This is a genomic window from Agromyces sp. Y575, from assembly GCF_059445445.1.
Genome location: NZ_JCAIUI010000004.1, coordinates 274,879 through 292,793, shown reverse-complemented (window position 1 = coordinate 292,793; position 17,915 = coordinate 274,879). Strand labels below are relative to the sequence as shown.

The window sequence follows — 17,915 nt, the reverse complement described above, 5'->3', positions numbered from 1 at the left end:
CGAAGCGCCGTGCGCGCTCCCGGTCTCGGGGGCCGCGCGTTGCTACAGTTGTCCAACCGCGGGTACGAGGGTTGCCCGGAAGGAGCACGATCATGAGCAGCACGACTCCCGGAAGCGAACCTGGGCGACACGACGAGCACCCCGGTCCGGTCGACGACCGCACCGGCGTCGACGACGTCGAGCCCGTGGTCGATGCGACCGACGCGGACGATGTCGCGCCCCCGGTCGATGCGACCGACGCGGACGATGTCGCGCCCCCGGTCGATGCGACCGGCGTGGACGATGTCGCGCCCCGGGTCGATGCGACTGACGCGGACGATGTCGCCACCACCGGCGCGAGTGAAGGGCCGACCCCGGCCCAACCGGCCTTCGGAACCGATGCCGAACCCGCGCCCGTGATCGAGCCCGATGCCGGCAGCGACGATCTCGCGGTGACCTCGCGTCTCGACGAGGCCGTCGAGCGCGCGAACGCCGACGCAGCGGCATCCGAGACCAGCGGCATCGACGACACGGATGTCGCGGCCGTACCCGCGCCCGTTCCCGCCGGCACCGTGCGGCGCGAGACCTACGTGCCCGCTGCGACCGTGGCGACGGGCACGGCCGCCGGCGCTGCGACGCTCGCTGACGAGACGCCCGAACCTCTCTACGTCGCTCCGCAGGCCGGGCCGCAGACGATCTACGTGCAGGCTCCGAACCCGCCGAAGGCGAGGGGCAACCGCGGCTTCGGGGTGCTCGTCGCGCTCATTGGCACAGTGCTGTTCGGGGTGCTCTACGCCGTCATTGCATACGTGCTCTACCTGAACTACGGAGCGCCGGCCGGCGAAGCCATCGGCATCGCCGACTTCCTCGCCCAGCCGACCTTCTGGGTGCCGGTAGTCGTCTTCTTCCTGGCCTTCGCGCTGCTCGCGGCGATCGTCAATCGCGGGCCGTGGTGGACCTACGCAGTGTTCGGCCTCCTCGTCGGGGTGCTCGTGTACTTCTCGTACATCGGCGGTGCACTGCTGGCCGTCGAAGCGTGGACGCTCACGCTCGACCAGGCTTCCGAGTTCATCGCCGAACGCTGGCTCGACCCGTTCGCGATCGTCGCAGCCGTCATCGCCCGGGAGATCCCGATCTGGCTCGGCGGCTGGATCGCGGCGCGTGGCCGCGCCGTCACCGAGCGCAACCGCCTGGCCCTCGAGGCCTACGACCGTGAGGTCGCGGCAGGGCCGCAGGCGCGCTGAGCCCGGCTCAGCCGCAGGGCAGCTCGGTGGCGGCCGCGTCGAGGTCGATGGCATCGCCCCACGCCGTGAAGGCGAGTTCGGTATCGCCCTCGAGTTCGGCGACGCTGAGCGAGCGCGGCAGCGGCGAACCGTATCGCTCGACGGTGAGCACGCCAACCATCGCCTCTGACGAGCCGATCTGCACGGCGAGGGTGTCGTCGTCGACGTCGGGAGCGGCCACCGACAGCTGAGCGCCGGACAGCACCGCGTCGAGCACGGCGGCCGGCTCGGTGAACGGCGCCCATTGGGCGGCGGCCGGATCGGTGCCGACGGTGCACTGCGCGGACGTCAGTTCGGGGCGGCCGCTCGAGGCGGCGTAGGCGTCGTTGCCTCGCACCCGGGTACTCCCACCGTCAACGAGCAGTTGCGCTTCGAGGCCGCCCGCGAGGAAGTGCGCGCGATAGCCGGACGGCCGGCCCGCATAGTCGATCGTCAGCATGCGGGCGGGCAGCGTCTCGCCCTCTTCGGTGAAGATGAACTCGTTCACCGTGCCTTGCATCGACACCGGTCCGGCGGCGTGCACAGACTGGACGATGATCGAGGCGATCTCGCTCGAGGGGGCCAGCCAGAGCCCGTTGCCGGATGCGCCGTCGAAGGACTCGGCGTCGATGCCGATCGGCGCGGCCGGGAGCTCGGCCGCCGCGCTGCAGGCGGTGAGCAGGGCGGGAGCGGCGAGAGCGGCCAGGGCGAAGGCGGCGATCCGGATGCCTCGGCGGCTCGCCGCGCTTGCACCCGCCGAGCGGCCTGCGGCGCTGCGGGGCGCGGTCACGAGGCGGCGTCCGCCGCGCAGATGCTCGCGCCCTTCTGATCGGCGACGGTGGCGGCCTCGAGCGAGACTTCGCCCTGATCGCCCGCGGGGCGCACCACGAAGCAGGTGCGGTCGTCATAGAGCCCCGCTGCGGCGGGCAGCCACGCTTCGGTGCCGGTCACGAAGCCGGTGAGGTCGCTCGCGGTGCCGTCGCCGGAAACGGCGAAGAGCGCGTAGTCGGCGTCGGGACCCGACCAGTCCAGGCGCAGGTTGCCGGACTCGGTACTCACCGAGAGGGCGGTGACCTTCACGCTCGAGTCGGTGAGGGCCGAGACGATGAGCCAGACGACGAGTCCGGCGAGCGCGAGGAAGGTGAGGCTGACCGAGACGATGAAAGCGGGGTGCAGCCACCAGCGGCGCACATGCGGGGGCGCCTCGGAGAGCTCGGGCAGCACCGAACCGCCGCTTCCGAGTGCGCGGGCCCCGCCACGGCCCCCGAGCTGCGGCTGGCCCGCGGCCCCACCGACCGTCGCCGTCCTCGTCGCCGTCGACGGCATCCCGGTCAGGCGGTCGGTCATCGCTCGGCTCCCTGCCTTCGGTGCACGCGGTGTTCGGTGCGCGGTTCGGTACGTGCGGTGTTCGGTCGGTCGCGCAGAGCTGGTCGCACGACCGCGTACCATGCTATATCGGTGCGCCTGCTCGGCCCGGCGCCCACGGCAGAGCGCAAGAGAGGTGAGAGTGGGCATCGTGCGACGACGACTCCCGGCCCTCGCCATGCTCTTCGCCATGCTCTTGGCGACGCTGTTCCTGGCGTCCTCTCCGTTCGCCGCCGATGCCGCAGAGGCACCGCCCGACGCCGACCCCGCTCGCGTGGAGATCCCGTACCTCGGCACCGCGTCCATCGACATCCCGGCTCCTTGGTTCATCACCGATTGCGCGGCGCCGCTCGCCGCGACCCCGTTGGTCATCGCGTGCGAAGCGAACACGATCTCGCTCGCCGCACCCGAGTACGACCCCGATGCCGGGGCCGTGGCCCTGCGACTGTCGCTCAGCGACGGGCGCATCAGCACGACGACGGTGTACCGGGTGGCGCTCGAGCCGCCGGCGCTGCCCACGGCGATGCCGAGCACCGAGCTGCGCCCCGTGCCGGCCGGATCGCTGCTGCGGATCCCGATCTCCGAGCTCGGGCTCGAGTGCCAGGTGTGCAGCACCACCGGCGGCAGCCTGCGCGCCGTCGCCGTGCAGCCCGAGAGCGCGGGCTCGCTCTGGGCGACCCCCACGCACCTCGTGTTCCGGGCCGCCGCCGATGCGCGGGGCCCCGTCGAACTCGTCTTCCGCTTCGCGGACGACTACGGATCATGGTCGGGCGATGCGAAACTCGCCGTCTCGATCCTCGACCCGGCCGTCCGACCACTGGCCACCGCCGACATCGTCGTCGAGCTGGCCGAGGGCGCGGCGAGCGTCGATCTGAACGCGCTCGCCTTTCCGCTCGGCGGGGGAGAGCTGATCGTGGTCGGCTGCGGCGATCCGATTCGCGGGCAGGTGCGCTGCGCGGCCGACGGCACGGCCGAGTACCGCGGCGACGGCGGCATCGATCAGTTCTCGTTCCAGGTAGCCACTGCCGAGGGCGGCCGCGGCTTCGGTTCGGTCACGGTCGTGCCGGCCGGCACGACCGAGCCTGCACCGGGCATGGCACCCATCGCGCCGCCGAAGCAGCCGAAGACGGGCGTGCCCGTGCTCGTGCCGCCTGCGGTGCCGGTCGAAGACGACGGGACGACCGGCGGCGGACTGCTCGGGCCGCTCCTGTCCGTGTTCGATCGGGTGGGCGCGTGACGAACGATGAGTGATGAACGAATGACCCAAGGCGGAGGGCCCGACCGATGAGCTTGAGACTGACGATCGATCCGGCGACCGGTGGGGATGCCGCGGGCTCGTGGGCGCTCGATGTCGATGAGGCGACGACGGTCGGCGAGGTCGCCGAGACGCTCGGCCTGCCCAGCGGTGTACTCGACCCGCTCGCCGGCGACGCCGCCGCGCTCTCCGAGAGCACGCTGCTGTCCGGGGCATCCGTGCCCACCCGAGGCGAACAGTCGCTGCCGCCGGGCACCCTGCGACTCGAGTTCGTCGGCGGCCCATTCGCGGGCGACGCGGTCGCCCTCGCCCGTGGCGCCACCGTGACCGTCGGCAGCGAATCGGGCGCCTCGATCGTCGTCGCCGATGGTGCGCTGCTGCCGATGCACGCGACCCTCGCGCTGAGCGAGGCCGCCACCGCTGACGGTCGCCCGGCACGCCTCGTTGCGACCCTCACCCCGGCACCGGACGCGGAGGTCTGGGTCAACGGCGAGCGCCTCGAAGAGGCGCGCGAGATAGTGCCGGCCGACCTGTTGCAGCTGGGCAGCAGCGTGCTGCGACTCGGTGTCGCGCCGGCCGCCGACGCCGACCTCACCCGTGACGCCCTCGGCGATCGCGGCTTCAACCGCCCGTCGCGTATCCGCCCCGCGACCGAGCAGCCGGCCATCCCGCTGCCCGGTGACCGCCCCGACGACCCCGACCAGTCGCCGTTGCCGTGGCTCTCGGCGATCATCCCGGTCGTGCTCGGGGTGACCATGGCGATGGTGTTCGGCCGCGCGATCATGCTGCTGATGGCGGCGGCGAGCCCCATCATGGTCATCGGCTCCTTCCTCACCAACCGCAAGCTGGCGAAGAAGAAGGGCGTGAAGACCGAACAGCAGTGGATCGAGGAGGTGCGCATCGCCGAGCGGCGCATCGAGGACCTCGCCAAGGTGCAGCGGCTCGAGAACTGGTATCGACTGCCCGACCCGGTCGTCATCGGCGACATCGCGACCAAGCCGTTGTCGCGCCTCTGGGAGCGGCGTCGTACCGATGTCGACGCCCTGTCGATGCGCGTCGGCGTGGCCGAGGTCGCCCTCGACGTGCGCTTCGAGGGTGGCGGCCGCGATCGCGGTGAGTCGCGTCGCGTCGGAGTGGCGCCGGCGCCGATCGCGGCCGAGCTGCGCAGCGGGCCTCTCGGCATCGCCGGGCCAGCTGAAGCCGTCCGCAGCGTCTCGCGCTCGATCGTCGCGAGCTTCGCGACGCTGCGCTCGCCCCGGGACTCCGAGATCGTCATCGTCTGCCCCGACGACGCGGCCGGGGCCTGGGCGTGGACCCAATGGCTGCCCCACACCGAGAGCGGCTCGGCCGCGGCCGCCATCGGCAACACCGGCGACAGCCGACGCGAGCGCGTGCGCGAGCTCGGCGTCGTGCTCGAGCAGCGCGTACGCGCCTCGGGCCAGCGCGGCGCCCCACCGTCGAACGACATCCTCGTCGTCGTCGACGGTGCGCGGGAGTACCGCATGCTGCCGGGCATGGTGCCGTTGCTCGAGCATGGCGCGGCTCACGGCATCCACGTCATCGCCCTCGACAGCGAGCGTGCGCGACTGCCGGAAGAGGCCAAGAGCGTCGTCGTCGTCGACGACCACGACCCTGCCATGGCACGCGTCGAGACCGGCTCGGAGTACTACCCGATCGTGCTGCTCGACGGCATCTCGGTGACGCGCTGCGAACAGATCGCGCGCAGCCTCTGCTCGCTGCGGCACGTCAGCGGCGTCGGCGACGACGCCATGCTGCCGATGAGCGTGCGCTACGCCGAGCTGCTGAAGATCGACCTCGACGACCCCGAGCCGATCGTGCGCCGCTGGTCCACCCACCCGCGCAACACCTTCGTCGTGGTCGGCGCGACCGGTGAAGGCGAGTTCGCGATCGACATCTCGCGCGACGGCCCGCACGCCCTCGTGGCCGGCACCACCGGTTCGGGCAAGTCCGAGTTCCTCCAGGCGCTCGTCGTCAGCCTCGCGATGGCCAACCGGCCCGACGCGCTGAACTTCGTGCTCGTCGACTACAAGGGCGGCTCCGCATTCGCCGACTGCGAGCGGCTGCCGCACACGGTCGGCATGGTGACGAACCTCGACGCCCGCGAGACCGAGCGCGCCCTCGCCTCCCTCGACGCCGAACTGAAGCGCCGCGAGAAGGTGCTGCGCGACATGAATGCGAAGGACGTCGACTCCGCGTGGGCGAAAGACGCCGACACGGCCGCCCGTCGCGGACTCGCGCGCCTGATGATCGTCATCGACGAGTTCGCCGAGCTCAAGACCGAGCTGCCCGAGTTCATCGACGGACTCGTGCGCATCGCCCGCGTCGGTCGATCGCTCGGCGTGAACCTCGTGCTCGCCACCCAGCGGCCCGCTGGTGTCGTCACTCCCGAGATGCAGTCGAACATCAACCTGCGCGTCGCTCTGCGTGTCACCGACCGCACCGACTCCTCCGACATCCTCGGCTCGGGCGAGGCGGCGATGATCAGTCCTTCGACTCCGGGCCGCGGCTTCGTGCGCACGGGGCCGGCTTCGGCGCCCGCACCCTTCCAGACCGCTCGAGTTGCGGGCATCCGTCCCGGAGCGCAGCGCCAGGTGAAAGTGCTGCCGCGCAAGGCGCCGCTCGAGTGGGCGGACCTCGGCTACCCGGTGCGCTATCCGAAGGCGGTGTCGACCCAGCAGCAGAACGCCGACCACGACGACACCGACCTGCGGGCGCTCGTGAACCTCGTGACGGCCGCCACCCAGCAGCTCGGCGTGCCGAAGAACCCCTCGCCGTGGCTCATGCCGCTGCCGAACGTGCTGCCGCTCGAGAAGTTCCAGGACCAGCGGGTGCCCGAGCACCACATCGCGCTGGGCCTCGAAGACGTGCCCGGGGAACAATCGCAGCGCACCCTCACCTGGGGCGTCGCAGAGGGTTCGCACGTGCTCTTCCTCGGCGGTGCCCTCTCGGGCCGCACGACGGCGCTGCGCACGATGCTGGCGCAGCTCGTGCAGGAGTTCTCCCCGGCCGACCTGCACATGTACATCATCGACTTCGGCAACGGTGCGCTGCTGCCGCTCGTCGACGCCCCGCACACCGGTGCGGTCGTCACCCAGCTCGACTCCGATCGGCTGCCGCGCCTCGTGCAGCGCCTACTCGAAGAGCTCGGCCGCCGCCAGTCGGTGCTCTCGGGCGCCGGTGTCGGGCACATCTCCGAGCAGCGGGCCCAGTCGACCCCCGAGACGCGGCTGCCGTTCGCGATCGTCGCGGTCGACGGCTGGGAGCGCATGCTCTCGACGATGAACCCCGACCAGCTCGTCACCTTCCGCGACCAGTTCATGCGGATCCTGCGCGAGGGACCCGCTGTGGGTGTGCGCGTGATCATCACCGGCGACCGTGGCATCACGGGCGACAAGATCATCTCGTTCATCGACGAGCAGTACGTGCTGCCGCTGCGTGACATCGCCGACTACCGCACGGCCGGCATCCTCGCCCGTGAGGTCCCGCTGAACCTCGGGCCGGGTCGAGTGCTCTTCGGTGCGAACGCCGCCGAGGCGCAGCTCGCGGTGCTCGTGCACGACACCAGCGGCGAGGCGCAGACGACTGCGCTGCGCCGCATCGTCGAGCAGGTGCGCGACCACTTCGACCAGTTCCCGCAGCTCGCAGCGCTGCCCTCGCCGTTCCGCGTCGATCCGCTGCCCGGTCACTTCGCGCTGACGGCCTCCTACGACCTCCCGCTCGGCGAGTCCGGACCAGACGACGGCCCGGTCGTCGCGGTCGGCGGTGACCTGCTGTCGCGGTTCACGCTCGATTGGCCGGCCGACGGCGGGTTCGTCGTCACCGGCCCCCGCAAGTCGGGTCGCTCCTCGGCGCTCGCGGCGATCGTGCACCAGCTCGCCTGGCGCAAGGCCCCGGTCGTCGTGGTCGCGGGTCGCGAGTCGATCCTGACCGAAGTGGCGGCCGCTCACGGAATCCACGTCCTCAGGGGTGGCGACATCGGTCCGGCAGAGCTCGACCCGATCCTCGACGCCGCCGGTGAGTTCGTCACCGTCGTCGTCGACGACGCCGAGCAGCTCAAGAACGCGCCCATCGAGCACGCGCTCGCGGGGGCGAAGCATCGTGCGGTCTTCATCGTGGCCGCCGATTCCGAGTCGCTGTCGACGCTGTTCGGTGGTCCGGTCGTCGAGGCGAAGCGCGCCAGGCGTGCCCTCGTCCTGCGCCCGGAGTCGACGATCATGGGCACTCAGGCGGTCGGCTCACCGATTCCGAAGTTCATGCTCGGTCGCGCCACGCCCGGTTCTGCTGTACTCACGACGCCGAGCGGCTGGCTGCCGGTGCGGGTCCCCGATATCCGACAATGAAGGATGCCTCGCGCACGTAGACTGAGCCGGGCGACACCGGGAGTGACCGGTTGGCGCGCCCGTCGAGAAGGGATGATCCGAGTGGCTTCTGCCCGTTGCGTGTATTGTGACGCCACGTTGCAGCCGAACAGCATGTACTGCATCTCGTGCGGTCAGCTGATCCCGCAGTCGAGCACGCCGCCCGTGCCCGCTCAGTTCCAGGTCGCGAAGCCGAAGCCGGCGCCGCGCAACGACACCCCGGCTCCGGCCGCGGCCGCCCCGCTCGAGCCCGTTCCGCTGCCGCGCTCGCTGCCCTGGCAGCAGCCGGGCGCACGCATCGAGGCGCCGGCGCCAGAGCCCGCCGCCGTCGCGCCGATCGAGCGGGTCGAGCTGCTGTTCTCGACCGGTCAGCGAATCGTCGTCGAGGGGTCCGCGGTCATCGGTCGCAAGCCCGCCGACACCGCGCTCGCCATGGGCGCCCGGGCCGTCGAAGTCGTCGACGACACGCGCTCGGTCTCACGGGTACACCTCTTCTTCGAGGTGCAGGGCGGTCAGATCACCGTGGGTGACGCCGGATCGGCGAACGGCTCGCGGATCGAGCGCGCCGGTCAGGTGGTGCCGCTCGAGAGCGCGGGCACCCGTGTCGCGGTCGAGATCGCCGATACGATCTGGCTCGGCGATCTGAGCTTCGTGCTGCACGCTGCCTGACGCGGCAGCGGGTCGCGTGCACTCGCTCGGTCGTCAGTCGCTGAAGAGACCCGAGACGAAGCCGTTCACGATCGTCTGGCTGGCGCGGGCGCCGTAGTGGTCGACCGTGAGGCGGCTGATCGCCTCGTACGAGGGCCCCTCGAGTCGCACGAGCGGCAGGGCCTGCCAGTCACGCCCGTCGCGGCCGGCGACGCCGGCGTAGGCGACGCGGTCGGCCCTGGCGAGCCAGATGCTGAAGACGACGTCTCCCTTGTTCGTGAGGGGCAGCGGCAGGTAGACCCGCGGGTCGCCGCCGGCCAGTCGGCCGAGCACGGCGGAGGCTTCGTGCGAGGGCAGCGCCAGATACGAGCTCGCTTGCTGCTTCAGCACCGTTCCGGTGGCGACGCGCTCCCAGCGGTACGACCAGGCGAGCAGCCAGACGAGTCCCCCCAGCGCGGCTCCGGCGCTGAGCAGCACCGCGCCGGGGGCGACCGCGTCGCGCAGGCCGCCTCGACGGCCGCGGTATGTGCTCGACAGTTCGACGAGGGAGTCGTACATGACGATGCTGAGCACCAAGAGGGTCAGCCCGAGCACGAGCATGACGACCGCGGCGATCATCTGCCCGTGCGAGCGCACGCGGCGCACCTCGGTCGGGCTCGCGTGCAGCGGCTGCTCCTGAGGTTCGGTGGTCACTGGGTTCCCTTCTGAACGGGCCACTTGTGATCGATCATCGGCCCCTTCCATTCGAAGTAGTCGAAGATGCGGTCGAAGGCTCGGGCCGGGATGCCTCGGCGCTCGGCCTCGCGGATGACGAGCTGTGCCGCCTGGTGCGCGCTGGCGTCGTCGAGCACCGCATCGAGCAGGAGTGGCACGAGGCCGCGACGCCGACCGTCGAATTCATCGAACACGGTGACGCGTTCACCGCCGGGTGCGCCCGCGAACGCGTCGCGCAGCGCCGCCGCGTCGCGCACCCCGAGCTCGCACAGCAGGGTGCCGCTGCCGGCACGCACCGCGGTGTTCGCGAAGAAGCCGATGACCGGCAGGCGTTGCAGCCTGCCGGTGCGCTGCCGGTCGTCGAGCACCCCGACGAAGACGATCTCGGACCATGGGATGAGCGGGGCCGACGCGAGTTGCACACCGGTGGATCCGACGGCGATCGCGATGTCGTCGTCGGAGATGAGCAGCCCGAGGGCGCGTCGGCGTCGATGTGCGAGCATCGCGGACGCGAGGCCGGCGAGCATCGCGATTGCGGCGATGACCACCGTGAACCAGCCGAAGCCCTTCATGATCGCGACGACGACAAGGGCGGCGAAGACGGCCGCAGTGACGAGGCCGGCCACGAGGAGGCGACGATTCAGACGCTCGGTCGTGTCAACCTTCGCCCGGTCGACGTGGGCCCGGTAGTCCGCCTGCACAGCATCCTCAATGTCTTGCCGCGGACGAGGTGTATCGCGCGCGCCGTCAGCCTACCCGGCCTCCAGCGTGTCGCGCATTCGGGGGCGGGCGGCCGCGTGGAGCCGACGGGGACCAGTAGGGGAGTCCTCCCCATCGGCATTTCCGGTGCTTGCAGGTAGCGTATTCGAAGCACAGACAATTCGGAGCGAAAGCTCCTGCGCGGTGCCTACCGAGGCATCCAATTCAACGGAGGAAATCATGGCGGAGATCCGCGTCACATCCGACTCTCTCGCCGGTGTCGCCGGCCAGCTCTCGAGCGGCTCGCAGTCGATCGAGTCGCAGCTGTCGAACCTGAAGTCGCTGGTCGAGGGACTCATCTCGGGCGACTGGGGCGGCACCGCGTCGCAGAGCTTCAACGAGCTGTACTCGCAGTGGGACCAGGCCGGTCTCCAACTGAAGGAGTCTCTTCAGGGCATCAGCGACCTGCTCAACCAGGCTGCGCTGTCGTACGAAGACAGCGAGAACGCGATCGCCGGCACGTTCAACGGCTGACGTAAGGACAACAGATGCCGGCGTGCGGCGACGCACGCCGGCATCGGTTCACGGCTAGGGGTCATGGATGGTCTTCTTCAAAGTACGCGCCGATTCGCTGAGCGAGGTCGCGGCGCTCATCGGCAACGTCATCGTGACGTTCGACGCGAACCTCGCGTCAGCCGACAGCGTCGTCAGCCGCATGGCAGGTACGACGTGGGTCGGTGATGACGCCGAGAAGTTCAGTGAGAACTGGGGCGCATTCATGACCTTGGCCTCGCAGGTCCGGCTCGCCCTCACGGGCTTGCAGCAGGGCCTGATCGCCGCCGACGGCAGCTACACCCGTACCGAGACGGGCATCGGCACCGGCTTCCGCCAGCGCCAGCAGGGCCTCGTCAGCGTGCGCAGTGCCTCGGGCAACCTCAGCACGCGCGTGGCGAAGGGCGAGGACAAAGCGGAGGACATGGCCGAGTTCTTCGGTCGCGACTACGCAGGCGACGACGAGGTCGAGCAGTTCGGCGGTGGCGCGCTCGGCTCGCGCAAGACGAGCGGCCAGGCTACAGGCGGTGGTTCAGGAGACACCGACGGCGACGGCGATGACGATTCGATCGGCAAAGGCGTCTTCCGCCTCAGTGCCGACGGCGAGCCTGATGTGAACGGGTACGTCGAGGTCGACATCGACCTGCCCGACTTCGGCCCCGTGGTCGAGGCGTTCGAACAGTTCCAGGGAGGCGGCGCGAATGGCTGAGCAGCAGGCCGACACCACTGAGCTCAGCGAGCTCGTGCAGACGATGAACGAACTCATCGGCTATGCCTCGGCACTCAAGCAGGGAGCGAGCGGGTTCGCCTACATGCTGCCCACCGAGTGGCAAGGCCCCGCGATGCAGGCGTTCCTCGGCTCGTTCAGCGCTTGGACGGTCGGCGCTTCAGCCATCGAGGCGAACGCCCTGGCGCTCAAGAACCAGGCGGAGGCCTCGTCCAAGGCGTACTCCTCCACCATTGAGAAACTCGACTCCTCGTGGGCGTCGATCCAATCGAACTTCGAGGCGTAGCGCCGAGGCCAACCGCCTGCTCGCGCCTTCTCGTATCAGAACCGACACTCGGATAGGACTCCTGATGACCCAGGTGAAGCTGGATCCTGCACGTCTCGTGCAAGATGGTGATGACCTCTACAGCATCGCCGCGACGCTCGACAGCGCGGTGGACACACTGCTCTCGCAGCTCAGTGGTTGCGGCGGCATGGCGGGCGACGACAACGCCGCAGAGGAATTCTGCGAGGGTTCTGATGGATACGACCAGCTCGCCGGTCCGACGATCGACGCGGTCACCTCGCAGGGCAAGGCCTTGCGCATCCTCGACGCTGCGCTCTCGAACACGGCACGCGCTTACGACGCGGCGCAGAAGCCGGGTGCCGGGCTCGACCCCGACACAGCGCGGCCGGCAGAGGCGACCGCACGCATCGACAACAAGAAGAAGGCGAACCCGGCAGACGCACTCGGTCCGGGGTGGCCCGGTCCGCTCGGAGAGTTCCAGGAGCTCCTCGAGTGGGGTCTCGCCCAGGTCGGCGTCGTCATCCCCACCGGCGACGAAGACAAGCTGCAGACCGCGGCCGACGCCTGGGGCGACTTCTCCACCAGCATCACCTCGGCCCGCACCAGTGTCGCCTCGAGCTTCACGAACGCCGGTTCGGTGACGCTGCCCGGCCCGCAGAAGGCCTCGATGCTAGCCTGCCGCACGAGCATGTCGACCGGCCTCGGTGAGCTCCGACAGAGCGCCGACGCGATGGAGCAGTGGATTCGAAACTTCCGCACCCAGCTGGGTCAGATGCGCGAAGAGCTCGGCTGGTTCCTGAAGCAGATGGCGATCGAGATTGCCGCGGAGCTCGCCATCGGCGGCCTGCTCAGCATCGTCACCGTGGGTATCGGTGCGCTCGCGACGGCCGCGAAGGTCGGCCACACCGTCGTCCGCTGGTGCATCAAGATCGCCCAGCTCATCCAGAGGCTGAAGACGTTTCTCAGGGGTATCCGCGGTGTCAAGGGCATTCTGGTGCGCGGTGGCCTGCGCGCCGCGAAGGAGGGCCTGCAGGCGGGTCTCGCCTCGACCATCTCGGTCACCTACGTCAACTCCGCTCGAGCCGACGAAGAGGGCTACCAGCAGCAGAACGTCGGCACGGCGTTCGTGTCCGCGTTCGCGGGTGGTGCGATCGCCTCACCTGTTTCGCGAAGTCTCGGCGGTTCAGGTGGGCCCGGCTTCAAGGCCGCTATGCGTGAGGTCGGCGCAGAATCGGTCGGCGGCGCGGCCGACGGTCTCGTGAGCTCCGGGGTCGAAGCAGGCATGAACGACACCGCGTTCAATCCGATCTCGGGCATGGTGCTGGGCGCCCTGCTCGGTGGCGGCATGACAGCCGGCGGCCGTGGCCTCAGCGCACTCAAGCCGGGGTCGAACGCAGGTGCGGGCTCGGGTGTGACCACTCCAGACGGCATTCCGACGCCCGGAGGCTCCGGCGATGGTTCGTCGAACCAGGGCGGTGGCGGCTCGGTCGACATCTCGAACGACGCGCCGCAGCCGGGCGCGGGGGATGCGGGCACCAGCGTCGGAGACGGTGGCGGTTCGGTCGATATTCCGACGGATGCCCCGACGGGCGGCGGCGGTGACGGCGGTGCCGGCGACGGCGACGGCGGGGGATCGGTCGATATTCCGACGGATGCCCCGATGGGCGGTGGCGGTGACGGCGGTGCCGGCGACGGCGGGGGATCGGTCGACATCCCGAGTAGTGGCGACGGCAGTGGCGCCGGTGCCGGCGACGGCAGCGGGACTCCTGCTGACAATGGTGGGACTCCTGCCGACAACGGCAGCACGCCGGCGGATAACGGTGGGACTCCTGCGGACAACGGCAGCGCGCCGGCGGATAACGGTGGGACGCCTGCGGACAACGGTGGGACGCCGGCTGACAATGGTGGGACGCCGGCTGACAATGGTGGGACTCCGGCTGACAATGGTGGGACGCCTGCCGGCAACGGTGGGACTCCGGCCGACAATGGTGGGACTCCGGCCGACAACGGTGGGACGCCGGCCGACAATGGTGGGACGCCGGCCGACAACGGTGGGACTCCGGCTGACAATGGTGGGACTCCTGCTGACAATGGTGGGACTCCGGCTAACAATGGTGGGACTCCTGCCGACAACGGTGGGACGCCTGCTGACAATGGCGGGACGCCTGACATCGAGGCACCGGCAGTGGACGGCGACGGCTCGAACGGCTCAGAGGCGCCGACTGCGGGTGCGGCGGGTGGCGCTTCGTCGACTGGCTCGAAGGGCGATGGCTCGAACGGCGACGCTGACAGCAGCTCGACCGATTCGAACGACGCTGATACCGACTCGAGCGACGCCGATTCGACCGATTCGACCGACGTGTCCGGTGACGGCGGCGAGGGCACTTCGCCCGAGGGATCCGATGTCGATGGCCTGATGGCCCCGGAAGACGTGGCCGGCGCTGCGGTTGCGGCCGGTGCTGCGGCCGTCATGATCGGCAAGCCCGGCTTCCTGCCGACGCACACTCCCGGCGGTTCGACCCCGACTGCGCCCAAGCCGGCCGGCCCGAACGCAGACGGCTCGGCAGGTTCGCCGAACACCGGCGCCGATGGTTCGGGTGCCGACGGCTCCGGCATCGACGCCGATTCGAACGACGCGAACACGGCCGACTCCGGATCGGATCCCGAGAACGGTGGAACGCCCGAGAACAACGCCAAAGATCAGCCCGAGGCTCCAGAGGCCGACGAGGGCGGATCGAACGACAGCGATCGCACGCTCGACGAGATCGACAAGGCGCTCGCGGAGATCAATCCGAACTTTGACCCGAATGACCCTGCCAGCGACTACTCGAACAACTGCGGCAACACTTCGGCCAACCTCAACGACTTCCTGAACGGCAACCCCCACTCCGAGGCACCCATCGGAACCCTCGACATGCCCGAGATGGAGGTGCGGACCGGCAACCCGCAGACCCCGATGACTCCAGAGCAGGTCGAGGCGACCCTGCGCGACATGGGTGCGGGCTCGCATTGCGTGGTCGGTGTCGACCGGGGTCTCGTAGCAGGTCACTGGTTCAACGCCTTCTTCGACGGCGACACCGTGTGGTCGCTCGATGCGCAGAACGGCACTCGCTCGCCGTGGCCGCCCCACGAGCCGCGCGCGACCAACTGGGACGCCTCCATCCAGCCCGAGCGCGTCACCAACCCCGACGGCACGAAGCCGAACGCCGTGAAGCCCGAGACGCCGGCGGCCGATGGGACGAACGTCGACGCGCCGAACACCGACGGGCAGTCGCCCACGACGACGACTCCGTCGTCGCCCGTATCGACGACGACTCCGTCGTCTCCTGCGTCGCCGACTTCCCCGTCGTCACCGACGACCCCGTCGTCGCCTGCATCGACGACGACCTCGCCGACGCACAGCGCGCCCAACTCGCCGTCAACGGCCACGACCCCGTCATCTCCGACGTCGCCGAGCACGGCCTCCACTCCAGGCACGCCTTCGACACCGGCCACGGTCGACGGGTCGAGCCCGACGGTCGACGGGTCGAGCCCGACGGTCGACGGGTCGAGCCCGACGGTCGACGGGTCGAGCCCGACGGTCGACGGGTCGAGCCCGGCGGTTGACGGCACTGACGGTTCGTCCACCACGGTCGACGGCACTGACGGTTCGTCGACCACGGATTCGAGTGACGGCAACGACTCCTCCGACGGCAGCGACCGCGGCGCCTCGAGGCCGAAGTGGACTCCGCCCGCGCACCGTAAGGACCCCTCATTCGCCTCCGACGGCTCCGCCGGGGCCGGAACGACGTACAACGCTTACGACATCCCCGAGCTGACACCTGAGATCCGGAAGGAGCTCGACGCGCTCGCAAAGCAGAAGGACTCGCCGATCCAGCTCAACCCTGATAAGAAGTCCTATTCGCTCCGCGTTCCGATCACGGTCACCGCCTTCAACCGGTCGAACTCCGATCACGACTGGGCTGAGTTCCAGCGCCAAGTCGGCCTTCAGCAGCAAGGTCTGAACGACCTGACGATCGCCGAGTTCCGGCACAACATCAGGTTCTACGACAAGTGGAATCGGGTGGCGAAGACCCTGCAGCAATCCGCGCTGGACGCGATGACGGCCAAGGGCGTCAGGAGCATCTTCTCGAAGCCTGCCGTGCTTCACGGGCCCGACCAGAGCGCGGGAGGGCGCGCGGACCGCTTCGACGGCGTCGGTCACTCGCCGATCAACAGCTCGCTCGGCCCGGGGTGGGTGGGCAAGCGCATCCAGGGTCTGAGCTCGAGTGTCGCCGGCGTAGCACGGACGATCAAGCCGCCGCACCTTCTCGCGCACATCAGGCTGAACGTACACCTCGGCGCCACCGACTCGACCGGTGTTAACCCGAACGCCACTCAGGCGACGCTCACCTCGGCGAAGCCGGTGACCGGCTCCGCCTCGCCGTCGGGAACGGGCTCCGCCTCGCCGTCGGGAACGGGCGCGGGCTCGTTGTCGGGAACACCCGCGGGCTCGACACCGGGTGCATCCGCCGCCGGTGCGACACCCACCTCCGGTTCGACCTCGTCTGGTTCGACCCCATCCGGGGCGACCCCGCCGAGTGCGACGGGCGGAACGGGACAAGGGGCGCCCGCGCGCACCGGTGCAGACCCGACCTCGATGTCGGGACCGCACGCCGGTTCGGGTACGAACCCTGCCGAGTCGGGTACGAACCCTGCTGAGTCCGGTACGAACCCTGCTGAGTCCGGTACGAACCCTGCTGAGTCGGGTACGAACCCTGCTGAGTCGGGTACGAACCCTGCCGAGTCGGGTACGAACCCTGCCGAGTCCGCCAACGATTCGGGAGTCGAAGGCGAGACGTCCACCGACAACGCGAGCGATTCCGACAACGCCAGCGACACCGACTCCGGTTCGGATGCCGACTCGGCACCTGACAACGCCGCCGAGTCGTCGCAGACGGATGGCGCTGCCCCCGAGTCCGCCGAGCCGCAGGTGCCCGAGACGATCCACCACCAGGTCCTCGACGACGCGTTCCCGCACATCGCGACGCCTGAGTCGCGAGTCCAGGCGATCCACATCGTCAATGGGCTGGGCGTCACGGTCGACCAAGGGCGCTTCCTGAACAACTGTCACTACGTCGTCAACGCCCTCGAGCTCCGCTTCCGTGGCTACGACGTCGTCGCCAGCCCCACCGTGCAGGGTGCGGTCGTCGACGGTTCGACGGGCGCGATCAACCCGATCTTCGAGGGCCGTTTCCCGCACAGCATTGCGGCCGATTGGGTGCAGTCGGATGGCAGTCGCCGGGACTTCGAGCAGTTGGGCGACTACCAGGGCCAGACGGCGCGGGACGCGCTCGACGCGCTCACCGCATCGTGGCCCGAAGGCGGCCGCGGGTTCATCGCGGGGTACTGGAAGACGGGCGGTGGACACATCTTCACCGTGGTGAAGGAAGCCGATGGCGTGAAGCTGTACGACGGCCAGGTGAATCAGTCCGACGTCTCCGGCTATCTCGATGCGATGCACTTCAACGAGACGGCCTCCGCACCGTGGAAGGACATCTCGGTCATTCGGGTCGATGATCTCGTGCCCACGAGCGAGGTGCTGAAGACCTCGAAGCCGTGGACTCAGCCGGAGTACCAGTTGCTGCTCGACTGGCGCGACGCCGCGGATCCTTCGGCGCTGCCTCAGCAGATGATCGACCGCGAGTTCGCGGCGAACGAACGATGGCGCGACCGGAACAACGAGCTCATGGCCGAGCGGATCGCGATCTTGCACGACCCGGCGACGAGCCCGGCCGAGGCGATGCGGCTGCACGGCGAGATCCAGGTGCTCCACGACCAGAACCTGAGGCTGGAGGCCGGAGCGGTGCAGTTCAAGCTCGAGCTGGTCACTCCGCCGAGCAGTGCTCCTGCTGTGCCGGCCACTCCATCGGGGGCGGCGACCAGCGGATCGGACGGAACGTATGCCAGGTCGAATATCGTGACGAACGGTCCGGGCGACGACTACGAAGAAGAGCAGGGCGATGCGAAGCGGGTCGGCGCGTTCCCGTCGAAGGAGCGAGACTAAGAC

12 protein-coding genes are annotated in these 17,915 nt (G+C 69.7%); 8 read left to right on the top strand and 4 right to left on the bottom strand.

Annotation, left to right across the window (positions count from 1 at the left end):
* The first annotated feature begins 92 nt into the window (after nt 1-92).
* Entirely contained in the window at nt 93-1,223 is a 1,131-nt protein-coding gene (locus AC1C2U_RS17375) for a hypothetical protein (RefSeq protein ID WP_495363018.1), read from the top strand.
* Between the two features lie 7 nt (nt 1,224-1,230).
* On the opposite strand, the gene AC1C2U_RS17370 is transcribed toward AC1C2U_RS17375, so the two are convergent.
* Both AC1C2U_RS17370 and AC1C2U_RS17365 read right to left on the bottom strand, forming a co-directional pair.
* Entirely contained in the window at nt 1,231-2,031 is an 801-nt protein-coding gene (locus AC1C2U_RS17370; protein ID WP_495363017.1) for a hypothetical protein, read from the bottom strand.
* Nucleotides 2,028-2,588, bottom strand: coding sequence for a hypothetical protein (locus AC1C2U_RS17365; protein WP_495363016.1), 561 nt, complete (start codon nt 2,586-2,588; stop codon nt 2,028-2,030). The genes AC1C2U_RS17370 and AC1C2U_RS17365 overlap by 4 nt, the downstream gene beginning before the upstream one ends.
* A gap of 169 nt (nt 2,589-2,757) precedes the next feature.
* On the opposite strand from AC1C2U_RS17365, the gene AC1C2U_RS17360 reads away from it, so the two are divergent.
* The 3 genes from AC1C2U_RS17360 (at nt 2,758) to AC1C2U_RS17350 (ending at nt 8,909) form a co-directional block, all read left to right on the top strand.
* Nucleotides 2,758-3,843: a hypothetical protein gene (locus AC1C2U_RS17360; protein ID WP_495363015.1), complete on the top strand. Its 1,086-nt coding sequence runs from the start codon at nt 2,758-2,760 to the stop codon at nt 3,841-3,843.
* Between the two features lie 47 nt (nt 3,844-3,890).
* Nucleotides 3,891-8,222 carry a type VII secretion EssC family protein gene (locus AC1C2U_RS17355; RefSeq protein WP_495363014.1) on the top strand — a complete coding sequence of 1,444 codons (4,332 nt, stop codon included), beginning with the start codon at nt 3,891-3,893 and terminating at the stop codon, nt 8,220-8,222.
* A 117-nt stretch (nt 8,223-8,339) separates the two neighbouring features.
* Complete coding sequence (locus AC1C2U_RS17350) at nt 8,340-8,909, top strand: FHA domain-containing protein (RefSeq protein ID WP_495363013.1); 570 nt, start codon at nt 8,340-8,342, stop codon at nt 8,907-8,909.
* 33 nt (nt 8,910-8,942) lie between these two features.
* On the opposite strand, the gene AC1C2U_RS17345 is transcribed toward AC1C2U_RS17350, so the two are convergent.
* Nucleotides 8,943-9,581, bottom strand: a complete 639-nt coding sequence (locus tag AC1C2U_RS17345) for a hypothetical protein (protein WP_495363012.1) — start codon at nt 9,579-9,581, stop codon at nt 8,943-8,945.
* Complete coding sequence (locus AC1C2U_RS17340; protein WP_495363011.1) at nt 9,578-10,303, bottom strand: hypothetical protein; 726 nt, start codon at nt 10,301-10,303, stop codon at nt 9,578-9,580. The genes AC1C2U_RS17345 and AC1C2U_RS17340 overlap by 4 nt, the downstream gene beginning before the upstream one ends.
* 238 nt (nt 10,304-10,541) lie before the next feature.
* On the opposite strand from AC1C2U_RS17340, the gene AC1C2U_RS17335 reads away from it, so the two are divergent.
* The 4 genes from AC1C2U_RS17335 (at nt 10,542) to AC1C2U_RS17320 (ending at nt 17,912) form a co-directional block, all read left to right on the top strand.
* Nucleotides 10,542-10,835 carry a WXG100 family type VII secretion target gene (locus AC1C2U_RS17335; RefSeq protein ID WP_168197117.1) on the top strand — a complete coding sequence of 98 codons (294 nt, stop codon included), beginning with the start codon at nt 10,542-10,544 and terminating at the stop codon, nt 10,833-10,835.
* 67 nt (nt 10,836-10,902) lie between these two features.
* On the top strand, nt 10,903-11,562 hold the full coding sequence (locus tag AC1C2U_RS17330; RefSeq protein ID WP_495363010.1) for a WXG100 family type VII secretion target: 660 nt from the start codon (nt 10,903-10,905) through the stop codon (nt 11,560-11,562).
* Nucleotides 11,555-11,866 carry a hypothetical protein gene (locus AC1C2U_RS17325; protein WP_495363009.1) on the top strand — a complete coding sequence of 104 codons (312 nt, stop codon included), beginning with the start codon at nt 11,555-11,557 and terminating at the stop codon, nt 11,864-11,866. The genes AC1C2U_RS17330 and AC1C2U_RS17325 overlap by 8 nt, the downstream gene beginning before the upstream one ends.
* 64 nt (nt 11,867-11,930) lie before the next feature.
* Nucleotides 11,931-17,912, top strand: coding sequence for a toxin glutamine deamidase domain-containing protein (locus AC1C2U_RS17320; protein ID WP_495363008.1), 5,982 nt, complete (start codon nt 11,931-11,933; stop codon nt 17,910-17,912).
* Nucleotides 17,913-17,915 lie beyond the last annotated feature (3 nt).